Origin of the sequence: Spongiivirga sp. MCCC 1A20706 (genome assembly GCF_046524175.1) — a bacterium.
In the GTDB taxonomy this organism is placed as follows: domain Bacteria; phylum Bacteroidota; class Bacteroidia; order Flavobacteriales; family Flavobacteriaceae; genus Spongiivirga.
Window position 1 is genome coordinate 15,443 of sequence record NZ_JBEFZF010000008.1, and the last position, 17,363, is coordinate 32,805.

Annotated in this window: 16 protein-coding genes; 11 read left to right on the forward strand and 5 right to left on the reverse strand. The window is 37.2% G+C overall.

Annotation, left to right across the window (positions count from 1 at the left end):
* Positions 1-110 precede the first annotated feature (110 nt).
* Positions 111-2,627, forward strand: coding sequence for a PIG-L family deacetylase (locus ABN763_RS16490; RefSeq protein WP_410486745.1), 2,517 nt, complete (start codon positions 111-113; stop codon positions 2,625-2,627).
* 118 nt (positions 2,628-2,745) lie between these two features.
* On the forward strand, positions 2,746-4,461 hold the full coding sequence (locus tag ABN763_RS16495) for a sodium:solute symporter (protein WP_410486603.1): 1,716 nt from the start codon (positions 2,746-2,748) through the stop codon (positions 4,459-4,461).
* A gap of 38 nt (positions 4,462-4,499) precedes the next feature.
* On the opposite strand, the gene ABN763_RS16500 is transcribed toward ABN763_RS16495, so the two are convergent.
* A complete protein-coding gene (locus tag ABN763_RS16500) occupies positions 4,500-5,351 on the reverse strand; it encodes a DUF2911 domain-containing protein (protein ID WP_410486604.1) in 852 nt (283 codons plus the stop codon).
* Positions 5,352-5,493: 142 nt separating this feature from the next.
* Positions 5,494-6,393: a hypothetical protein gene (locus tag ABN763_RS16505; protein WP_410486605.1), complete on the reverse strand. Its 900-nt coding sequence runs from the start codon at positions 6,391-6,393 to the stop codon at positions 5,494-5,496.
* A 96-nt stretch (positions 6,394-6,489) separates the two neighbouring features.
* On the opposite strand from ABN763_RS16505, the gene ABN763_RS16510 reads away from it, so the two are divergent.
* The 5 genes from ABN763_RS16510 (at position 6,490) to ABN763_RS16530 (ending at position 10,913) form a co-directional block, all read left to right on the forward strand.
* Positions 6,490-7,155 carry an MIP/aquaporin family protein gene (locus ABN763_RS16510; protein ID WP_410486606.1) on the forward strand — a complete coding sequence of 222 codons (666 nt, stop codon included), beginning with the start codon at positions 6,490-6,492 and terminating at the stop codon, positions 7,153-7,155.
* A gap of 78 nt (positions 7,156-7,233) precedes the next feature.
* Complete coding sequence (locus ABN763_RS16515) at positions 7,234-7,731, forward strand: SRPBCC family protein (RefSeq protein ID WP_410486607.1); 498 nt, start codon at positions 7,234-7,236, stop codon at positions 7,729-7,731.
* A 5-nt stretch (positions 7,732-7,736) separates the two neighbouring features.
* On the forward strand, positions 7,737-8,432 hold the full coding sequence (locus tag ABN763_RS16520) for an SDR family NAD(P)-dependent oxidoreductase (RefSeq protein ID WP_410486608.1): 696 nt from the start codon (positions 7,737-7,739) through the stop codon (positions 8,430-8,432).
* Positions 8,432-9,736: a cryptochrome/photolyase family protein gene (locus ABN763_RS16525; protein WP_410486609.1), complete on the forward strand. Its 1,305-nt coding sequence runs from the start codon at positions 8,432-8,434 to the stop codon at positions 9,734-9,736. The genes ABN763_RS16520 and ABN763_RS16525 overlap by 1 nt, the downstream gene beginning before the upstream one ends.
* A gap of 349 nt (positions 9,737-10,085) precedes the next feature.
* Positions 10,086-10,913 (forward strand): hypothetical protein, encoded by an 828-nt coding sequence (locus ABN763_RS16530; protein ID WP_410486610.1) that lies wholly within the window; start codon positions 10,086-10,088, stop codon positions 10,911-10,913.
* Here the strand turns inward: ABN763_RS16530 and murA are convergent.
* From murA to ABN763_RS16545, 3 genes are all read right to left on the reverse strand, one after another.
* The gene (gene murA, locus ABN763_RS16535; protein ID WP_410486611.1) at positions 10,910-12,217 is read right to left on the reverse strand and encodes a UDP-N-acetylglucosamine 1-carboxyvinyltransferase; all 1,308 of its coding nucleotides are present in this window, start codon (positions 12,215-12,217) and stop codon (positions 10,910-10,912) included. The two genes, ABN763_RS16530 and murA, sit on opposite strands and share 4 nt — an antisense overlap.
* A gap of 5 nt (positions 12,218-12,222) precedes the next feature.
* On the reverse strand, positions 12,223-12,861 hold the full coding sequence (locus tag ABN763_RS16540) for a DUF4290 domain-containing protein (protein WP_410486612.1): 639 nt from the start codon (positions 12,859-12,861) through the stop codon (positions 12,223-12,225).
* Positions 12,862-12,954: 93 nt separating this feature from the next.
* Positions 12,955-13,239: a DUF493 family protein gene (locus ABN763_RS16545; protein WP_410486613.1), complete on the reverse strand. Its 285-nt coding sequence runs from the start codon at positions 13,237-13,239 to the stop codon at positions 12,955-12,957.
* A gap of 219 nt (positions 13,240-13,458) precedes the next feature.
* Between ABN763_RS16545 and ABN763_RS16550 the strand changes: the two genes are divergently transcribed.
* From ABN763_RS16550 to ABN763_RS16565, 4 genes are all read left to right on the forward strand, one after another.
* Positions 13,459-14,028 (forward strand): AAA family ATPase, encoded by a 570-nt coding sequence (locus tag ABN763_RS16550; protein ID WP_410486614.1) that lies wholly within the window; start codon positions 13,459-13,461, stop codon positions 14,026-14,028.
* A complete protein-coding gene (locus ABN763_RS16555; protein WP_410486615.1) occupies positions 14,012-15,913 on the forward strand; it encodes an ATP-dependent DNA helicase RecQ in 1,902 nt (633 codons plus the stop codon). The genes ABN763_RS16550 and ABN763_RS16555 overlap by 17 nt, the downstream gene beginning before the upstream one ends.
* Positions 15,903-16,862: a methionyl-tRNA formyltransferase gene (gene fmt, locus ABN763_RS16560; RefSeq protein ID WP_410486616.1), complete on the forward strand. Its 960-nt coding sequence runs from the start codon at positions 15,903-15,905 to the stop codon at positions 16,860-16,862. The genes ABN763_RS16555 and fmt overlap by 11 nt, the downstream gene beginning before the upstream one ends.
* Positions 16,863-17,047: 185 nt before the next feature.
* On the forward strand, positions 17,048-17,320 hold the full coding sequence (locus tag ABN763_RS16565) for an HU family DNA-binding protein (protein ID WP_410486617.1): 273 nt from the start codon (positions 17,048-17,050) through the stop codon (positions 17,318-17,320).
* The last annotated feature ends 43 nt before the right edge of the window (positions 17,321-17,363 follow it).

The following is a 17,363-nucleotide window of genomic DNA, read 5'->3' on the forward strand; positions in this document are numbered from 1 at the left end:
GAATTATGCATACAGTATGCGTATATCGATTGCTGTTAAAACTTCCTTAAATGAAATAAGCCACCCGCTATTCTCTTTATATTTGAATGCTCACTAACTAGAATTAAATGATGCGAAAAATAGTCTTGGCTCTTACCTTATTGGTATTCTTCACGGTCGATGCCCAACAACCAAAACGACATACCCCAAGCGAAATTTATGAAGCTGTAAAAAAACTTAACTTTTTAGGCTCAGCACTTTATATTGCTGCTCATCCTGATGATGAAAATACGCGACTCATTGCATATTTATCAAATAATGTAAAGGCCCGGACGGCATATTTATCGCTTACTAGAGGAGATGGAGGACAAAATTTAATTGGCACCGAAATAAGGGAGCTACTTGGTGTAATGCGAACGCAAGAGCTATTGGCCGCAAGATCTGTCGATGGTGGTGAGCAACTATTTACCAGGGCCAATGATTTTGGATACTCTAAGCATCCGGACGAGACCTTATCTATTTGGAACAAAGAAGAAGTTTTAGGAGACGTCGTACGAGCAATTAGGACTTTTAAACCCGATGTTATCATTAATAGATTTAACCATCGAACTCCTGGTACTACTCACGGACATCACACAACCTCAGCGATGCTTAGTGTTGAAGCCTTTGACTTGGTTGGAGATAAAACAAAGTATAGTGATCAGCTTACCAATTTATCAACCTGGCAACCTCGACGGTTGTTTTTTAATACATCGTGGTGGTTTTATGGTAGCCAAGAGAATTTTAGAAAGGCTGACAAATCGAATATGTTAAATGTTGATATTGGTACCTACTACCCATCTTTAGGACTATCTAATAACGAAATAGCATCAATTGCAAGTAGTCAGCATTTATGCCAGGGTTTTGGTCGCCTCACAACGAGAGGTAGTCAAAAGGAATATATAGAACTTTTAAAAGGAGATCTTCCTAAAGACAAAGACAATATTTTTGATGGCATAGATACCAGTTGGAACCGAGTAAAAGGGGGTGAAAAAATTGGTGATATTCTAGAAAAAGTTGAAGCCGATTTCGATTTTAGAAATCCGGCTGTGCATTTAGATGATCTTGTGAATGCATATCAGTTAATCGAAAAATTGGAAGATGCACATTGGAAAAAAATCAAATTAGAGGAAATCACAGATATTATTAGTGCATGTGCCGGTTTATATCTTGAAGTGTCTGCAGATGCGGCCTCCGTATCGCCGGGTGGTTTGGTTGATCTAAATGTTGAAGCAATCAACAGAAGTAAGGCTGATATGGCGATTACAAACATCAATTTTTCTCCTTTAAAAACAACAATCGAGAATACGACAACCTTGCCTTATAACGAACGGCAAAACATTAAAAAGAAAATCGCCATTCCTCTCAATACTCAATATACCAGTCCGTATTGGTTAATGGATGAAGGTAGTCCAGGTATGTACATCGTTAAAGACAAACAACTCATTGGAAAACCAGAAACTCCCCGTTTTCTTAATGCTGCCATTTCTTTAACTATTAATGCACAAACAATTACAATGCATAGACCCGTTGTGTATCGTTACTCGAAACCAGATAAAGGAGAATTATATAAACCTTTTGAGGTCCTACCGGAAGTGACGGCTTCATTTAGTAATCCTGTAATCATTTTTGATGGTAAAACGACTCAAGATGTTTCGTTAACCATCCGGGCAGGTAAAAATAACGCCCACGGAAAAGCATATTTAGATTATCCTGAAGGCTGGCAGGTTACTCCGTCTGAAATACCATTCGATATTAAGCAAAAAGGAGATGTTGCGACTGTAATCTTTAAAGTCACTCCGCCTAATGACGAAAGTGTAGGTACCATCTCGCCTAAACTAACCGTTAACGCTAATAATTATATTCACCAACTAGTAGAGATTGACTATGACCACATCCCATTTCAATCGGTTTTATTGCCTTCTAAAACCAAGGTTGTAAATGTTGCAATACAAAAAAACGGAACTAATATAGCATACATTGCCGGTGCCGGCGACGTTATTCCTGAAAGTCTGCGACAAATAGGCTATAATGTCACTGTTATTCCTGTAACTTCAATTTCTGAAGATACGTTAGCTGATTTTGATGCCGTTGTGATGGGCATTCGGGCTTATAATGTAGTTGATGAACTTAAGTTTAAGCAGCGTTTTTTACTAGATTTTGTAAAACAAGGCGGTAATATGATCGTACAATACAATACAGCAGGTCGACGTGGTGTTAAGATTATGGCTCCTTTTGATCTAAAACTTTCCCGCGACCGTGTCACTGATGAAACAGCTCGGGTACGTATTTTAAAAGAAGATCATCCGGTACTTAATTTTCCGAATCAAATAACTCCTAATGACTTTGAAGGCTGGGTTCAAGAACGCGGTTTGTATTTCCCAAGAGAATGGGACGCAAATTTCACCCCTATCCTATCCATGAATGATAAAGGTGAAACAGCCAAAGACGGTAGTTTACTGGTCGCAAAATATGGTGAAGGCCATTACATTTATACCGGTCTTAGTTTCTTTAGAGAACTGCCTGCGGGAGTACCAGGGGCATACAAGCTTTTTGCCAATATGCTATCATTGGGCAAAGGTCCGCAGTCATCTAAAATAAAAGGATAATGGAAGATATTGATAAACCACCTTTTCTGGGAAGCTGGAAAAACATATACATAACGGTATTGGTTTTTCAGCTTATTCTTGTTTCCATTTTCATCTACCTAACTAACCTCTACGCTTAATGCATATTATTGATTGGACTGTGCTCATTGCCATTCTATTAGCCATCGTAATTTATGGTGTATGGAAAAGCCGAAATGCGAAAACAACTGAAAGTTATTTAAAAGGGGATCATAACCTAAAATGGTGGACAATAGGTCTCTCCGTAATGGCTACCCAGGCTAGTGCTATTACATTTTTATCGACACCTGGTCAAGCATATGATGATGGCATGCGCTTTGCGCAATTCTATTTTGGTTTACCATTGGCAATGATCATTTTATGTATCTTTTTTCTGCCCTTGTATTATAAATTGAATGTCTACACGGCTTACGAATTCCTTGAAAACAGATTCAATCTTAAAACCCGTTCGCTTACAGCAATTTTATTCCTGATTCAACGTGGTTTGGCAGCCGGTATTACTATTTACGCTCCGGCAATAATTTTATCTACCATTTTACAATGGAACTTAAGTGTTACCATTTTAATCATTGGTGTTGTTGTTATTTTTTATACCGTATCCGGCGGAACCAATGCAGTAAGCCAAACACAAAAACAACAGATGATCGTAATTCTATCTGGAATGGTTGTCGCATTTTTTGTATTGTTAAATAAACTTCCTGAAAATATAGGTTTTGGAGAAGCCATTGATGTAGCTGGCAGCCTAGGTAAATTAAATATTGTAAGTTTTAACTTCGATCTTTCTGACCGTTATAACATTTGGACCGCCATGCTTGGTGGTACTTTTTTATTTTTGAGCTATTTCGGGACTGATCAAAGCCAAGTACAACGCTATCTTTCGGGAAAATCACTTACCGAGAGTAGATTAGGACTACTATTTAATGGTGTTTTTAAAGTACCTATGCAGTTTCTAATTCTGTTTGTAGGGGTTATGGTCTTCATGTTTTATCAGTTTAATGATGCTCCGCTTCATTTTAATGCCGCTAATGTAGCCGAGGTAAAACAAAGTGAAATGGCTGCTGATTATACTGTTCTAGAACAGCGTTTAGTTGATAATAATAAAGTAAAAAGACAGGCTATTGATCGGTTTTTGGAAGAAAACAAATCGGGAGAAGTTTCTGCAACCACAATTGAAAAAATGAATGCAACGGTCGATGCGGAAGTTGCATTACGAAATGAAGCAAAAACCATTATCGCTAAAGCTTCTACTCAAAATGATTTGGATATGGATGCCGAAGACACCGACTATGTTTTTATCACTTTTATTACGGAGCACTTACCTGTAGGATTGATTGGTTTGCTATTGGCTGTTATTTTTTCAGCAGCGATGTCGTCTACAGCCTCAGAATTGAGTGCACTTGCTACCACATCGGTTATAGACATTTATAAGCGAAATTTTGTAAAAGATAAAGGTGATCGTTTTTATTTGAATGCTTCTAAAGTATTCACTCTTATTTGGGGGCTTATTGCATTGGCTTTTGCCATGTTTGCTTCATTGTTCGACAACTTGATTGAAGCTGTGAATATTATTGGGTCTATTTTTTACGGTTCCATACTGGGAATTTTTGCCGTAGCGTTCTTTTTAAAATGGATTAAAGGAAATAGCGTGTTTTTTGCCGCCCTATTAGCCGAAACCATTGTAATTGCACTATTTGCCCTGGACAAATATGGTTATATTGAACTCGCCTATTTATGGTTAAACCTTATCGGATGTGTTTTGGTGATGCTGTTTGCTACAATATTTGACAGTATGGAAACAAAAAAAGCCCCACTATAAAGTGAGGCTTTTGTATTGTATTGTCAAAAGTGTTTAACTTAGATAGCCCCCCATTCCTTTAACGAATCTGTATTTAACTTAACGTAATCTGCGTTTTTAGCTTTTTCCGCTAATTCTAAGGATTTTTTAGCAGCAGCAATAGCAGTTTTCTTCTTACCTGCTTTTGCATGAATTAACGACTGCTGGCGTAAGTACCAAAAGCGTGGCTTTTCTTCAGTCATTGCAACCGCCTTGTCAATCCATTTCATAGCCTTATTGATGTCCTTACCCGACTCTAAATAATATACAGCTGACGAATAGAAATCATTAGGCCCTGGTCCTGACATTACTCTGTCAATAGAAGCCGTCACTGCTTTATCGGTAGGAACTTCTAGTTTTACGCCAACATATGTTTTTTCCCACATAATGCCCAGCTCGGCACTGTCATTCTTCAAGTTATCAAACATAATTGTGAAGTTCTCAATCATTGCAGGAATTTCCTGAACTTGAGCAGTCACAGTGGCAGCAACTTTGCTTTCGTCCCACTCTCTAGGAGTACCCCAATTATTAGCATCAGCGTAAAATATTACTTCCCAAGAAGTTTTGTTAGGTTTTGAATAGAGTGCATAAGTACCTTTTTTTAGGTCCTTCCCTCCTACTTTTACATCATTACTAAAGGTGATCTTTGTGTTGGCATTTGCTCCAGTTCTCCAAAGTTTTCCCATGGGCACCAAATTTCCAAAAATGGTTCTTCCTTTTGCTCCAGGTCGTGAATACTCTACATGTACATCAGTTAATCCCACTTTTTGTTCCATTTTAGCAAATGGACTTGGTTGTGGTGTTTCGATTTGTGCATTCATTGTCATTCCTGCTAACAGGACACAACAAAACGCGAAAATTAGCTTTTTCATGGTTGAAAGTTTAAATAAAAATTAAGTTTTAATATTACGTGGTATATCATCCTGTCTAACCCATCGGATGATTTGTTTAACATAACGAAAGTAGTCATTAGGTAATACGAAAAATGTTAACAAAACCTTAAATGAATTGAGATCAATCAACGTCATCCACCCGGTACAACTTTCCGGGTACAACGATATTAAATCCTTTTATTGTTTTGTAAATACGTTCGCTGATCAAATACAACTTTGAATCATGGTAGGTAACCCCTTCTATTTGACTTGTAAAGCCAGTGCCCTTTAAATCATGTTTAGTGATTCGGCCATTGAAAAGACCAGTCGAGCTAACGTCATTAATTTCATATAAAAATGGTTGCAGGGTTCGGGTATATCCGGTTAAGAAAAGATTATTATTCTCCGCATCATACGCCCCACCACTTATTAGTCCATCAACTTCAAATGATTCACCTTTCGTCAAAAGATGAACACTGTCGGATGGAATTTTCGGTAACTTATAGGCAGTAGTTTGTCCAGACTTCCACTCTTTTGTAAATAAAAACAACGTATCATCAATCATGCACAACGCCTCTGCATCGTAATTAATCCCTCCCTCGATATATACTTTTTCTTGAAAGTCTTTGTATTTGAACTTAATTGTCTCCGGAACAACTTCATCTTTTGAATCAAAATCTGACTTCTTGATGCGATAGATATTCATATTATCTCGATATCCATAGATATTACCAATATCGCCTAGATAAATATAATTTTCATCTTGTGTAATATCTTCCCAGTCACTCCATTTGATTTTTTTTGCACCAAATAGCGACACAGTTCTCTTAATTTCTCCAGTCTCTATATCCAATACATAGAGTACACTACTGTTACCAGAATCATTAAAAGTTATTAAGTCGCCTTTATAGTATAGTAAACCAGATGCTTCCGCCAGCGTCTTATCCATTTCATGAAGCGTGGTCACCCTGTAGTTTATAAAACTTAGGCTAATAAATGCAATAATACCCACTGCTAAGGCAATGTAAATAAACCGTTTCATGCTGTTTTAAGTTGAGGCAAAGATATTTAAACCCGAATTATCAGATGATAATAAAAACATAAAAAGCGTTTATCTTAGCGCAAAAATTGAAAATAATTGAAACGTTATATAGCGGAGACAATCGGCACTTTTTCCATGGTATTTTGCGGTACCGGAGCAATGACCATAAATGAGGTAACGGGTGGTGATGTTAGCCATGTGGGAGTTGCAATTACTTGGGGGCTTATTGTAATGGCTATGATATATGCCTTTGGTGATATCTCCGGTGCTCATTTTAATCCGGCAGTTACGATTGCTTTTGCTTATGCAAAAAAGTTTGGTTGGAAAGAGACACCAAAATACTTAATAGCGCAGTGCTTGGGGGCTGTTATGGCAAGTGGAGTTTTATATCTTTTATTTCCTGACAGTCAAGAATTGGGTGCCACATTTCCTGCTGAAGGCTTCGAAGCCTGGCGTGCTTTTGTATTAGAGCTATTCCTCACTTTTTTCCTAATGTTAGTGATTATAAATGTGTCTACAGGCTCTAAAGAAGTGGGCACTATGGCGGGTATTGCCATTGGAGGTGTCGTTTTATTGGAGGCAATGTTTGCAGGCCCCATGACTAAAGCATCAATGAATCCCGCAAGGACATTAGGGCCGGCTATCTTGTCAGGAAAATGGACAGACACATGGCTATATTTTACTGCTCCGTTTGTTGGGGCCATCCTAGCTGTAATGAGCTGTAAACTGGTAAAAGATGAGCAATGCTGCGATGATTGTTAACACCTCAATCGATTTGTTTAACTTTTTTAATTTTTAATTAAACATTTTTAATCGTAATTTCGTCCAAAAGAAAAAGCGATGAAAATATATAGGCTTCATACTAAGCAAAAACTACCCATTAGTTTAGATGCTGCTTGGGATTTTTTGTCTGACCCTGTCAATCTACGCACCATTACTCCACCACATATGGGATTTGAAATTCTCTCAGGAGCGGATAGAAAAATGTTTGCTGGACAAATTATTCAATATAACGTCACACCGATGTTCGGTATAAAATTGAAGTGGGTTACTGAAATAACCCACGTTGACAACAAAAACTACTTTGTTGACGAACAACGATTTGGTCCTTATGCGTTATGGCATCATAAACATTTTCTAACCGAGATCGATGGCGGGGTAGAAATGGAAGATATTGTTGATTATAAACTGCCCCTTGGCTTTTTGGGGCGCATAATGCATGGATTGGTTGTTGGAAAACAGCTTAAGAATATTTTTAAGTATAGGGAACAAAAACTAATCCAACTTTTTGGTAAACACAAAGGTGATCATGATAAGGTCATTAAAATGTACGGATAAATTTTATGGGAAATATATTGATAATCGGGGGTTCTTATGGAATTGGTAATGCACTTGCTAGGCAACTCTCGGAAAACAACACCTTATTCATTGCTTCAAGAACTAGTGAAGGTTTAGAAGATGTTAACTGTAAATACATCCCTTTTGATGCAAGCGAAGATATTTTAGATATTAGTTTGCTTCCGACGCATTTAGATGGATTTGTGTATTGTCCTGGCAGTATCGATTTAAAACCGTTTAAAATGCTTAAATACGAGTCGTTTGTTAATGATATCAATATCAACTACCTCTCGTTGGTTAAAGTAGTGCAGACCATCATACCTCTAATTATGAAATCTAAACAAGCTAGTATGGTATTTTTTAGCACAGTTGCCGTGAAGGTTGGAATGCCGTTTCATACAAGCGTAGCTGGCGCCAAAGGTGCAGTTGAAGGTTTTGCCAAGGCCCTAGCAGCAGAATACGCTCCGAATATTAGAGTAAATGTGGTCGCACCGTCACTAACTGATACACCACTAGCGAAGCGCCTGTTAAATCACGAAAAGAAGGTGGATCGAATGAACAATCGCCACCCACTAAAAAGAGTTGGTAATGCTGAAGACATTGCCAATATTACCAGTTTCTTACTACAAGAACAAAGTAGTTGGATAACCGGGCAAGTTTTGGGTGTTGATGGAGGTATGTCAACACTGAATGTGAGTTAATGAACGACGAGATTACTATTTTTTGGTTTAGAAGAGACCTTCGTTTACATGATAATACCGCTTTTTATCATGCATTACAGTCGGGATTCAAAGTATTACCCATATTCATTTTTGACCAGCTAATTTTAGATGAGTTACCAAAAGAGGATAGCAGAGTAACCTTTATTCATGAAACATTACAGAAACTAAATCATCATTTAAACGAAAACTACCAAAGTGGAATCTCATTTCATTATGGGATTCCGACCGATATCTTCCAACAGCTTGTAAAAGAATACAATATTAAAGCGGTCTACACCAATCACGACTACGAACCTTATGCCAGAAAGCGTGATCATGAAATGGGTGAATTCTTAGCGAAATCCAACATTGAATTCAACACGTTTAAGGATCAGGTGATTTTTGAGAAAAACGAGGTGGTAAAGGGAGACGGAAATCCTTATGCTGTATATACTCCATATATGAGGCAATGGAAAACAATATTCAGGTCTACCCGACTAGAGCATTACCCTTCCGACAAGCATTTGGATAAGCTTTTACCAAAAGATGACCTTCCTAATATTTCGCTATCTGAAATGGGGTTTGAGCGCGCAGCCATAAGAGTTGCGCCCTACAAATTAAGCCCTAATTTGATACAGACTTACGAGGAAACAAGAAACTACCCCGCTAAGGACACCACCTCAAAATTAGGGCCTCATTTACGTTTTGGTACCGTTAGTATACGAGAGATTGTGGCGCAGGCAATAGCAGAAAAGAATGAGATCTTCTGGAATGAACTGATCTGGAGAGAGTTCTTTATGCAAATACTTTGGCACCATCCACATACCGTAAACAAAGCCTACAAGCCAAAATATGACCGAATTGCATGGCGTAATAATGAAGCGGAATTTGAGCGCTGGAAAAACGGGGAAACAGGCTATCCGCTGGTCGATGCTGCAATGCGCCAATTAAATGAAACCGGATTCATGCATAATCGGGTACGAATGCTCGTCGGTAGTTTTTTATGTAAACATTTACTGATAGATTGGCGCTGGGGAGAAGCATATTTTGCCCTTAAACTTCATGATTACGAACAAGCAAGTAACGTTGGTAACTGGCAATGGGTAGCTGGATGTGGTGTGGATGCAGCTCCGTACTTTCGTATATTTAACCCAAGTTCACAGATTGAGAAGTTCGATAAACAACACCAATACATTCGCACCTGGGTTAAAGATTTAGATGAACTCACCTATCCAAATCCTATAGTAGATCATAAATTTGCTAGAGAACGTTGTTTAAAAATATACAAAGAAGCTGTTGCTTAATACATTAGCTTTCCGTTTTTATATATCAATCTAATTGACAAAGTTATTTAAAGTAGAACTTTAAATAGTTTGTTTTGTAAACATAAAGTGTTTGTCCAATGGTATTTGCTTAATTTATTGATAATCATCATTTAACGTATTCTAAATTTTGATTTTTTTGATTTAATAAATGAAGTTATATTCAGATTATTTTTAAACTTATCAACAACACATCAGATAAATTAACACTTAAAACGTTTTTTTAATTGTAACTCTACTGATTTTCCTATCATTGTTCGGCTACATTCGCTTACTGCTTTATGTGCCTCCCCTAATACCGATTATAGAGATCGACTTTAATTAAAAATACGTGAAAAACGAACAGGTCGAACATACGATTACCCTAACACTTCCAGAAGACATTCAGTCTATTACGGAAGCTGCGCGTGAAAGTTATTATTACCTTAAAAATGTAGGTTCTTTCTATGATAATGAAGTTACGCTACCGGAAGGAGTAGATGCCTACATGTACCAAGAAGGTGGTAAAAAAATTAAAATGCTGCAAGAGCAATTCATTCTTCTTGAAAATAGATTGTACGAAAACTACAGTGCTGCCATTGGCACCAAATTAAAATACAACAAAGATCTAATCGCTACAGTTATTGATTATTTAATGCTTAAGGAGCGTATGGATAATCTACAATTAGCAACGTTACAATTTATCTATGCTAATAAAAACGAATTAATCAATGAAATCGTTGACAAGAATTCAGATCTAGACGCGATAAACAAACTACATACCCATGCAATTCAGCTTAACGAGGCCTTTGATCATAGTATGGATGCTGATAAATTTGTAGACTATAAAATTTCGTTTTCTAACGAAAAGTGGGAAAGAAAGTATTCCAAAAAGAATGTATATCCTATTATTATTAGAATAATAGAACATGATTATTTGTTAAAGCGTCAGCGATCGCAGATTGCTGAACAGCAGAAAATTCAAACCGCCCTAGTAAAGCACTTAGCAAACGAACGGAATCACGGTAAAATTAATGAAATAGCAAGCACCAACAACGCTATGAAAACGGTTATGGAAACCATCAACAAAAACATGCTGATCATTGGTATTATTGGAATCGTCCTAATAAGTATAGGAATTTTCCTTGCTGTTATGAATTTTGTAAACCGATCCCTTTAGACACGGACAATTTTAGCTCCTATAGCTCTTAATCGCTCATCGATTCGCTCGTAACCACGATCAATCTGCTCGATGTTATGAATAGTACTCGTGCCTTTTGCAGACAATGCAGCAATCAGCAACGATATACCAGCTCGAATATCAGGTGATGTCATAGTGGTGGCTTTTAAAGTAGATTTGAAATCATGGCCAATAACATTGGCTCTATGTGGATCACACAATATGATCTTTGCACCCATATCTATAAGCTTATCGACAAAAAACAACCGGCTTTCAAACATTTTCTGATGAATTAACACACTTCCTCTTGCCTGTGTAGCAACCACCAAAACAATGCTCAAAAGGTCAGGTGTGAAACCGGGCCAAGGTGCATCTGCGATTGTTAGCACTGAACCATCAATATAACTCTGAATTTCATAACCTTCAGTATGCGCAGGAATATGTATGTCATCTCCCCTTTTCTCTACCGTAATTCCCATTTTTCTAAAAACATCCGGAATTTGCCCTAAATTCTCCCAACTAACATCTTTAATGGTCAACTCGCTTTGAGTCATCGCCGCAAGGCCCATCCAACTTCCAATCTCAATCATATCAGGAAGAATACGGTGTTCACAACCACCAAGTTTGGTAACACCTTCAATCTTTAAAAGGTTGCTACCCACACCTTCTATTTTGGCCCCCATACGAATCAGCATATTACTTAACTGCTGAATGTACGGTTCGCAAGCCGCATTGTATATGGTAGTAACGCCTTCCGCCAATACCGCGGCCATAATAATGTTAGCAGTACCCGTTACAGATGCTTCATCAAGAAGCATATTCGTACCTTTTAGTTGCTTTGCTTCCACTCCGTAAAAGTAATCTTCGCGATTGTAGCGAAAATCAGCACCTAGTTTTATAAAACCTTCAAAATGCGTATCAAGACGACGGCGACCAATTTTGTCTCCACCTGGTTTTGGGATATAGCCTTTACCAAATCTAGCCAATAAAGGACCAACGATCATTATTGAACCACGCAACCCTCTACCTTCCTCTTTAAAAGCCTCAGATTCAAGATACTCTAAGTGTATGTCATCTGCTTGAAATGTGAATGAACCTGGCTTATTCTTTTGGATTTTTACTCCAAGATTACTCAAAAGTAGAATAAGCTTGTTAACATCACGAATATCAGGAATGTTCTCGATGGTCACTTTATCTGCTGTAAGTAACACAGCGCATAATACTTGTAAAGCCTCATTTTTTGCACCTTGAGGAGTAATACTTCCCTTTAGGCGGTGCCCACCTTCTATTTTAAACGTACCCATTAGGCTTAATAACGTTTGCGGTTACGGTTGCTACGACCTCCACCTTTTTTTGTATACTTTTTCTTTGAACTACTTCTCATTAAATCTCCAGAAGCACTTAAGTCTTCACTATCATCCTCAGTTAAACGAATTCGCCCTTCTGATAGTTCGAACAGGTGATCAAAAATAACTTGATCTTCAACTGTATCCTTATTCCAGTTTAAGAAACACTTTTTCATGTGATTCGCTATCGTATAAATAAGCGCGGTTTTCATCTCGCCTTCTTCCCATGTATTAGCCACGTCAATCATCGTTTTGATATTGTTACCATAAAAACGATATTTTGGATGGTTTTGAGGATAGTTCAAAGGTGCAGGCTTTGCAAAAAGCACTTCTTTTTCTGGTTTAGGGTAGGGACTATCAACATCTAGTTTAAAATCTGCGATAATCTGAATTTGGTCCCATAACTTGTGCTGAAAATCGGGCACATCACGAAGATGAGGCTGTAAATTTCCCATAACTCCAATAATGGCTTTGGTAATTTTATTGCGTTCTTCTCTATCTTCAATACTGATGGCGTGGTTCACCATTTTTTGAATATGGCGACCATATTCAGGTATTATGAGCTTTTCACGCTCAGTGTTATATTCTAATTGATCTATCAAACTTGTTATTTTTTATTGGGGATTTCTAAAATTCGCGAAGAAATCGATGGTTGCAAAGTAGCAAAATTAAACCGAATACGAAAACCGCCGCGATTATAAAGAAATTACTCCTTCGACCTCGCCGACCTGAAGGTATTTTTCAATAACCGCTTCCGGATTTTTCATTCGCACATTAATAGAAATACTTGTGTATTTACCCTTGGAAGAAGTTTTGGTATTAATAACCGCCCCCATATTATTAAAGGCTGCTTGCACTTGGGCTATTTTTGTATCATCTGTAGGTACAATAAACTTATATAAGTATTCAGCAGGCCACAAAGTACTTTGAACTAATTCTTCTTTTAACCGCTGATAAAAATCCTCTTCTTTCTTACCCATTTTAATTACTTAATTGCTCTTTTTTATAGCTCACAAAGATAGTGCTTTGCCCGATAATTCTGTCTGCATACGACCAAGGGAAGATTTAAATGCCTTATCGCTTTCCAAAAAATCTAAAACAATTACCATATAATGCCTTACAAACACGACCTCAGATAGTGTATTGTAATTTTTAGGTTCGATTATAAATTCATTATTTTGCCTGAAAATCAATGCGTATTGGCTTCAAATAAAATCGTTATTACTGGTGGCCCAGGTACAGGAAAAACCTCCGTTATTAATCTCTTGGAAGAAATGGGATACACATGCTTGCATGAGGTCATAAGAACCATGACTCTAGAAGCAAAAAAATTAGGCGAAATAGCAGATACTGCCTCGAACCCAATTGATGCCGTTGACGACTCACTAGCATTTAATAAAAAAATTCTGCATCAGCGTATTGATCAATATCGTATCGCTTTAGAAAATGATCATGAACTGACTTTTTTAGACCGCGGAGTTCCTGATGTCATTGCTTATATGGATTTCTTTGATCAGGAATATAATGAACTGTTTATTAATGCCTGCGAACAATGTGTTTATGACAAGGTGTTTATTTTGCCACCCTGGGAAGGCATTTATATTTCAGATAATGAACGTTTTGAAACTTTTGAAGAAGCGACTGCAATTTATCATCATTTAGTCGATGCCTATAAACGTTTTAATTTTGATTTGATAGAAGTACCTTTGTTGTCAGTAAACAAACGTGTTAATTTCATTTTGAATCACCTGAATGCAGCAACCTCTTGATATATTAAAACAATACTGGAGATATGACTCATTTAGACCGTCTCAAGAGGAAATAATTCAAGCTGTTTTAGATAAAAAAGATGTACTAGCTATCCTTCCTACCGGTGGAGGCAAGTCCATTTGTTTCCAAATCCCTGCCCTAGCGATGCCAGGTATTTGCATTGTTGTCTCTCCGTTAATTGCTTTAATGAAAGATCAGGTTCGTCAGCTACAAGAAAAAGGCATTAAAGCAATTGCAATTACCGGAGGAATTCCCTTTAAAGAAGTCGATACCTTACTTGACAATTGCATTTATGGTAATTACACATTTTTATATATCTCACCAGAACGACTGCAACAAGATTTGGTAAAAGAACGTATTCGGCAAATGCCGGTAAATCTTATCGCGGTTGATGAAGCACATTGTATTTCGCAATGGGGCAATGATTTTAGACCCGCTTATAAAAAAATCACGTTGTTAAGACAATTACATCCAACCACCAATATCATTGCCTTAACAGCCTCTGCAACCAAAAAGGTAATGACTGATATTACTTATGAATTGGAATTTGAAAACTCGACTGTTTTTCAAAGCTCACTAACAAGGGATAACATTTCATTTAAAGTAATTAAAACTGCAGATAAACATTATCAGCTTGCCCATATCATAAAAAAAACTAACGGCCCCGCTATTGTCTATACTCGTAATAGAAAAGCCACTATTGAAATTAGCAGATTACTACAACAAGCTGATATTAGCAGTACCTTTTTTCATGGTGGTATAGAAACCAGGGAAAAAGAAAAACGAATGCAGTTATGGCTTGACGAGCTCGTTCAGGTAATGGTTGCTACAAACGCGTTTGGTATGGGCATCGATAAACCTAATGTGCGATCAGTAATTCATACGCAACTGCCCGATAGTTTAGAAAGCTATTTTCAAGAAGCAGGTCGTGCCGGACGTGATGGCAAACCATCCATCGCTGTAATGCTCGTTAACGAAGCTGACCATACCCAAGTGAAAGATCAATTTTTAAAAACCTTACCCACGGTAGCTGCAATAAAACAAGTATATAGACACTTGTGTAACTATTTTCAAATTAGTTATGGTGAAGGACAACAAACTAGTTATACCTTCCAATTTTCTGACTTTTGTAACACCTATAAATTGTCTAGTCTTGTGACCTATAACTGCCTACGGTCATTGGACAGGGAGAGTGTCATTGCGTTAAGTCCTCAATTCGAAAAAATCACTAAAATTCAGTTTGTTGCTAGCAATAACGAAACCTTGAATTACTTAGATAGGAATCAAAAAATAGATCTGATTGCAAAAGCCATATTAAGAACATATGGTGGCATTTTTGATCAGGAATTACCAATTAACAAACAACTAATAAGCGATAAAACACTTTGCGACCACCATGAAATTGACCAAGCCTTAAGGCAACTATACAGTGATGGTATTATTAGTTTAAACGAACAAACTACTGATAGCACGATCACTTTTTTAGTCCCGCGAGAGGATGATCGTACGATTAACCCAATAGCAAAAAACACTACATTATACCAAAAAATAAAGAAAGAACAGGTACAGGCGGTAATTGATTATGTCACAAACAACAATACATGTAAAGCAAAACAACTGCTTCAATATTTTGGTGAGCATCAAGATACTGATTGTGGGCACTGTTCAGTTTGTGAGGCTCGTTTCCTAAAATTGAACAAAACATTGAAACTACAAATAAAAAAAGCCATAACATCGGAACTGACACTACCTAAAAATTCGAAACAATTGGTAGCTTTGCTTCCTTTTCAAGAAGCACATATTATTGAGGTACTACAACTAATGACTGAGAAAGGAATGCTAGCTATAACATATGATAACAAATACATACTACATGAACAATAAACCTGAATCATTACGAATTGTGTTCATGGGCACCCCCGAATTTGCAGTTACTATTCTAGATGGTTTGGTCAAAGCTTCGTACAATATCGTGGGTGTAATAACAGCTCCCGACCGACCAGCTGGTAGAGGTAGAAAACTGAGGGCATCCGCAGTTAAAGAATATGCCTTAGAAAACAGCTTGAGAGTGTTACAGCCTACAAACCTTAAAAACGAAGATTTTATCGAAGAACTACAATCGCTTAATGCAAATCTACAGATTGTAGTGGCATTTAGAATGCTGCCCAAATTGGTATGGCAAATGCCAAAATACGGTACATTTAACCTGCATGCTTCTTTACTACCCAATTACCGTGGTGCCGCACCGATTAACTGGGCCATCATCAACGGAGAAAATGAAACGGGCGTTACCACATTTTTCATTGACGAAAAAATAGATACTGGACATATTATAGACTTTAAGAAAATTGCTATTGAACCCGATGAAACTGCTGGCGATTTACATGACAAACTAATGATACTTGGTAAAGAACTGGTGCTAGATACGGTTGATGACATTGAAAATGGAACCGTTACCACAACGCCTCAACCAGAAATAAACGACATACGTACTGCATTCAAAATTCATAAAGACACGTGTAAAATAAATTGGACGACATCGATAGACACTATATACAATTTAATAAGAGGTCTTAGTCCGTATCCCGGAGCATGGTGTAATTTATTAAATGGTGAAGATCAAGGCATTTTAAAGATTTACGAAGTAGAAAAGGACATTGTTAATCACAATATTGCAGCCGGAACGATTTTCGTTGAGCATAAGCAAATTAAAGTCGCAGTAAAAGATGGGGTCATTGTTTTAAAAAATTTACAGTTGCCAGGTAAAAAAAGAATGAGAGCAAACGACCTTTTAAACGGATATGAGTTTAAAGAAAATGCATTTGTATCGTAAATACCTTGTAAACACAGCATTTGCAGTTCATCGATTTTTTATATCGGCTTTATTAACAATCACCTTAAGTTATCAACAAAAGCTTCTATTTCGCCCGTTATTGCTTGCGTGAAACGAATATCCGTATAAATTTGTGGTGGTATTAAATACATGTTTAACCAACATTAACAATTAAATTATAAATTATGAACAAAACAGAATTAATTGACGCTATGGCCGCTGATGCTGGCATTTCTAAAGCAGCAGCTAAAAAATCGTTAGAATCTTTCTTAGGTAATGTAGAAGGCGCTTTGAAAAAAGGTGGAAGAGTTTCTTTGGTTGGATTTGGTTCTTGGTCTGTTTCTAAAAGAGCAGCAAGAGAAGGTAGAAACCCACAAACAGGAAAAACTATTAAAATCGCTGCTAAGAACGTTGTAAAGTTCAAAGCTGGTGCAGATTTAGCTAAATCTGTTAACTAAGACGATATCTGTTATAAAATTGAAAAGCGCTCTTTAGTAAGAG

Coding starts and splice junctions, on each gene's coding strand:
- ABN763_RS16490 (WP_410486745.1), top strand. CDS start 111: ATGCGAAAAATAGTCTTGGCTCTTACCTTATTGGTATTCTTCACGGTC.
- ABN763_RS16495 (WP_410486603.1), top strand. CDS start 2,746: ATGCATATTATTGATTGGACTGTGCTCATTGCCATTCTATTAGCCATC.
- ABN763_RS16500 (WP_410486604.1), bottom strand. CDS start 5,351: ATGAAAAAGCTAATTTTCGCGTTTTGTTGTGTCCTGTTAGCAGGAATG.
- ABN763_RS16505 (WP_410486605.1), bottom strand. CDS start 6,393: ATGAAACGGTTTATTTACATTGCCTTAGCAGTGGGTATTATTGCATTT.
- ABN763_RS16515 (WP_410486607.1), top strand. CDS start 7,234: ATGAAAATATATAGGCTTCATACTAAGCAAAAACTACCCATTAGTTTA.
- ABN763_RS16520 (WP_410486608.1), top strand. CDS start 7,737: ATGGGAAATATATTGATAATCGGGGGTTCTTATGGAATTGGTAATGCA.
- ABN763_RS16525 (WP_410486609.1), top strand. CDS start 8,432: ATGAACGACGAGATTACTATTTTTTGGTTTAGAAGAGACCTTCGTTTA.
- murA (WP_410486611.1), bottom strand. CDS start 12,217: ATGGGTACGTTTAAAATAGAAGGTGGGCACCGCCTAAAGGGAAGTATT.
- ABN763_RS16545 (WP_410486613.1), bottom strand. CDS start 13,239: ATGGGTAAGAAAGAAGAGGATTTTTATCAGCGGTTAAAAGAAGAATTA.
- ABN763_RS16555 (WP_410486615.1), top strand. CDS start 14,012: ATGCAGCAACCTCTTGATATATTAAAACAATACTGGAGATATGACTCA.
- fmt (WP_410486616.1), top strand. CDS start 15,903: ATGAACAATAAACCTGAATCATTACGAATTGTGTTCATGGGCACCCCC.
- ABN763_RS16565 (WP_410486617.1), top strand. CDS start 17,048: ATGAACAAAACAGAATTAATTGACGCTATGGCCGCTGATGCTGGCATT.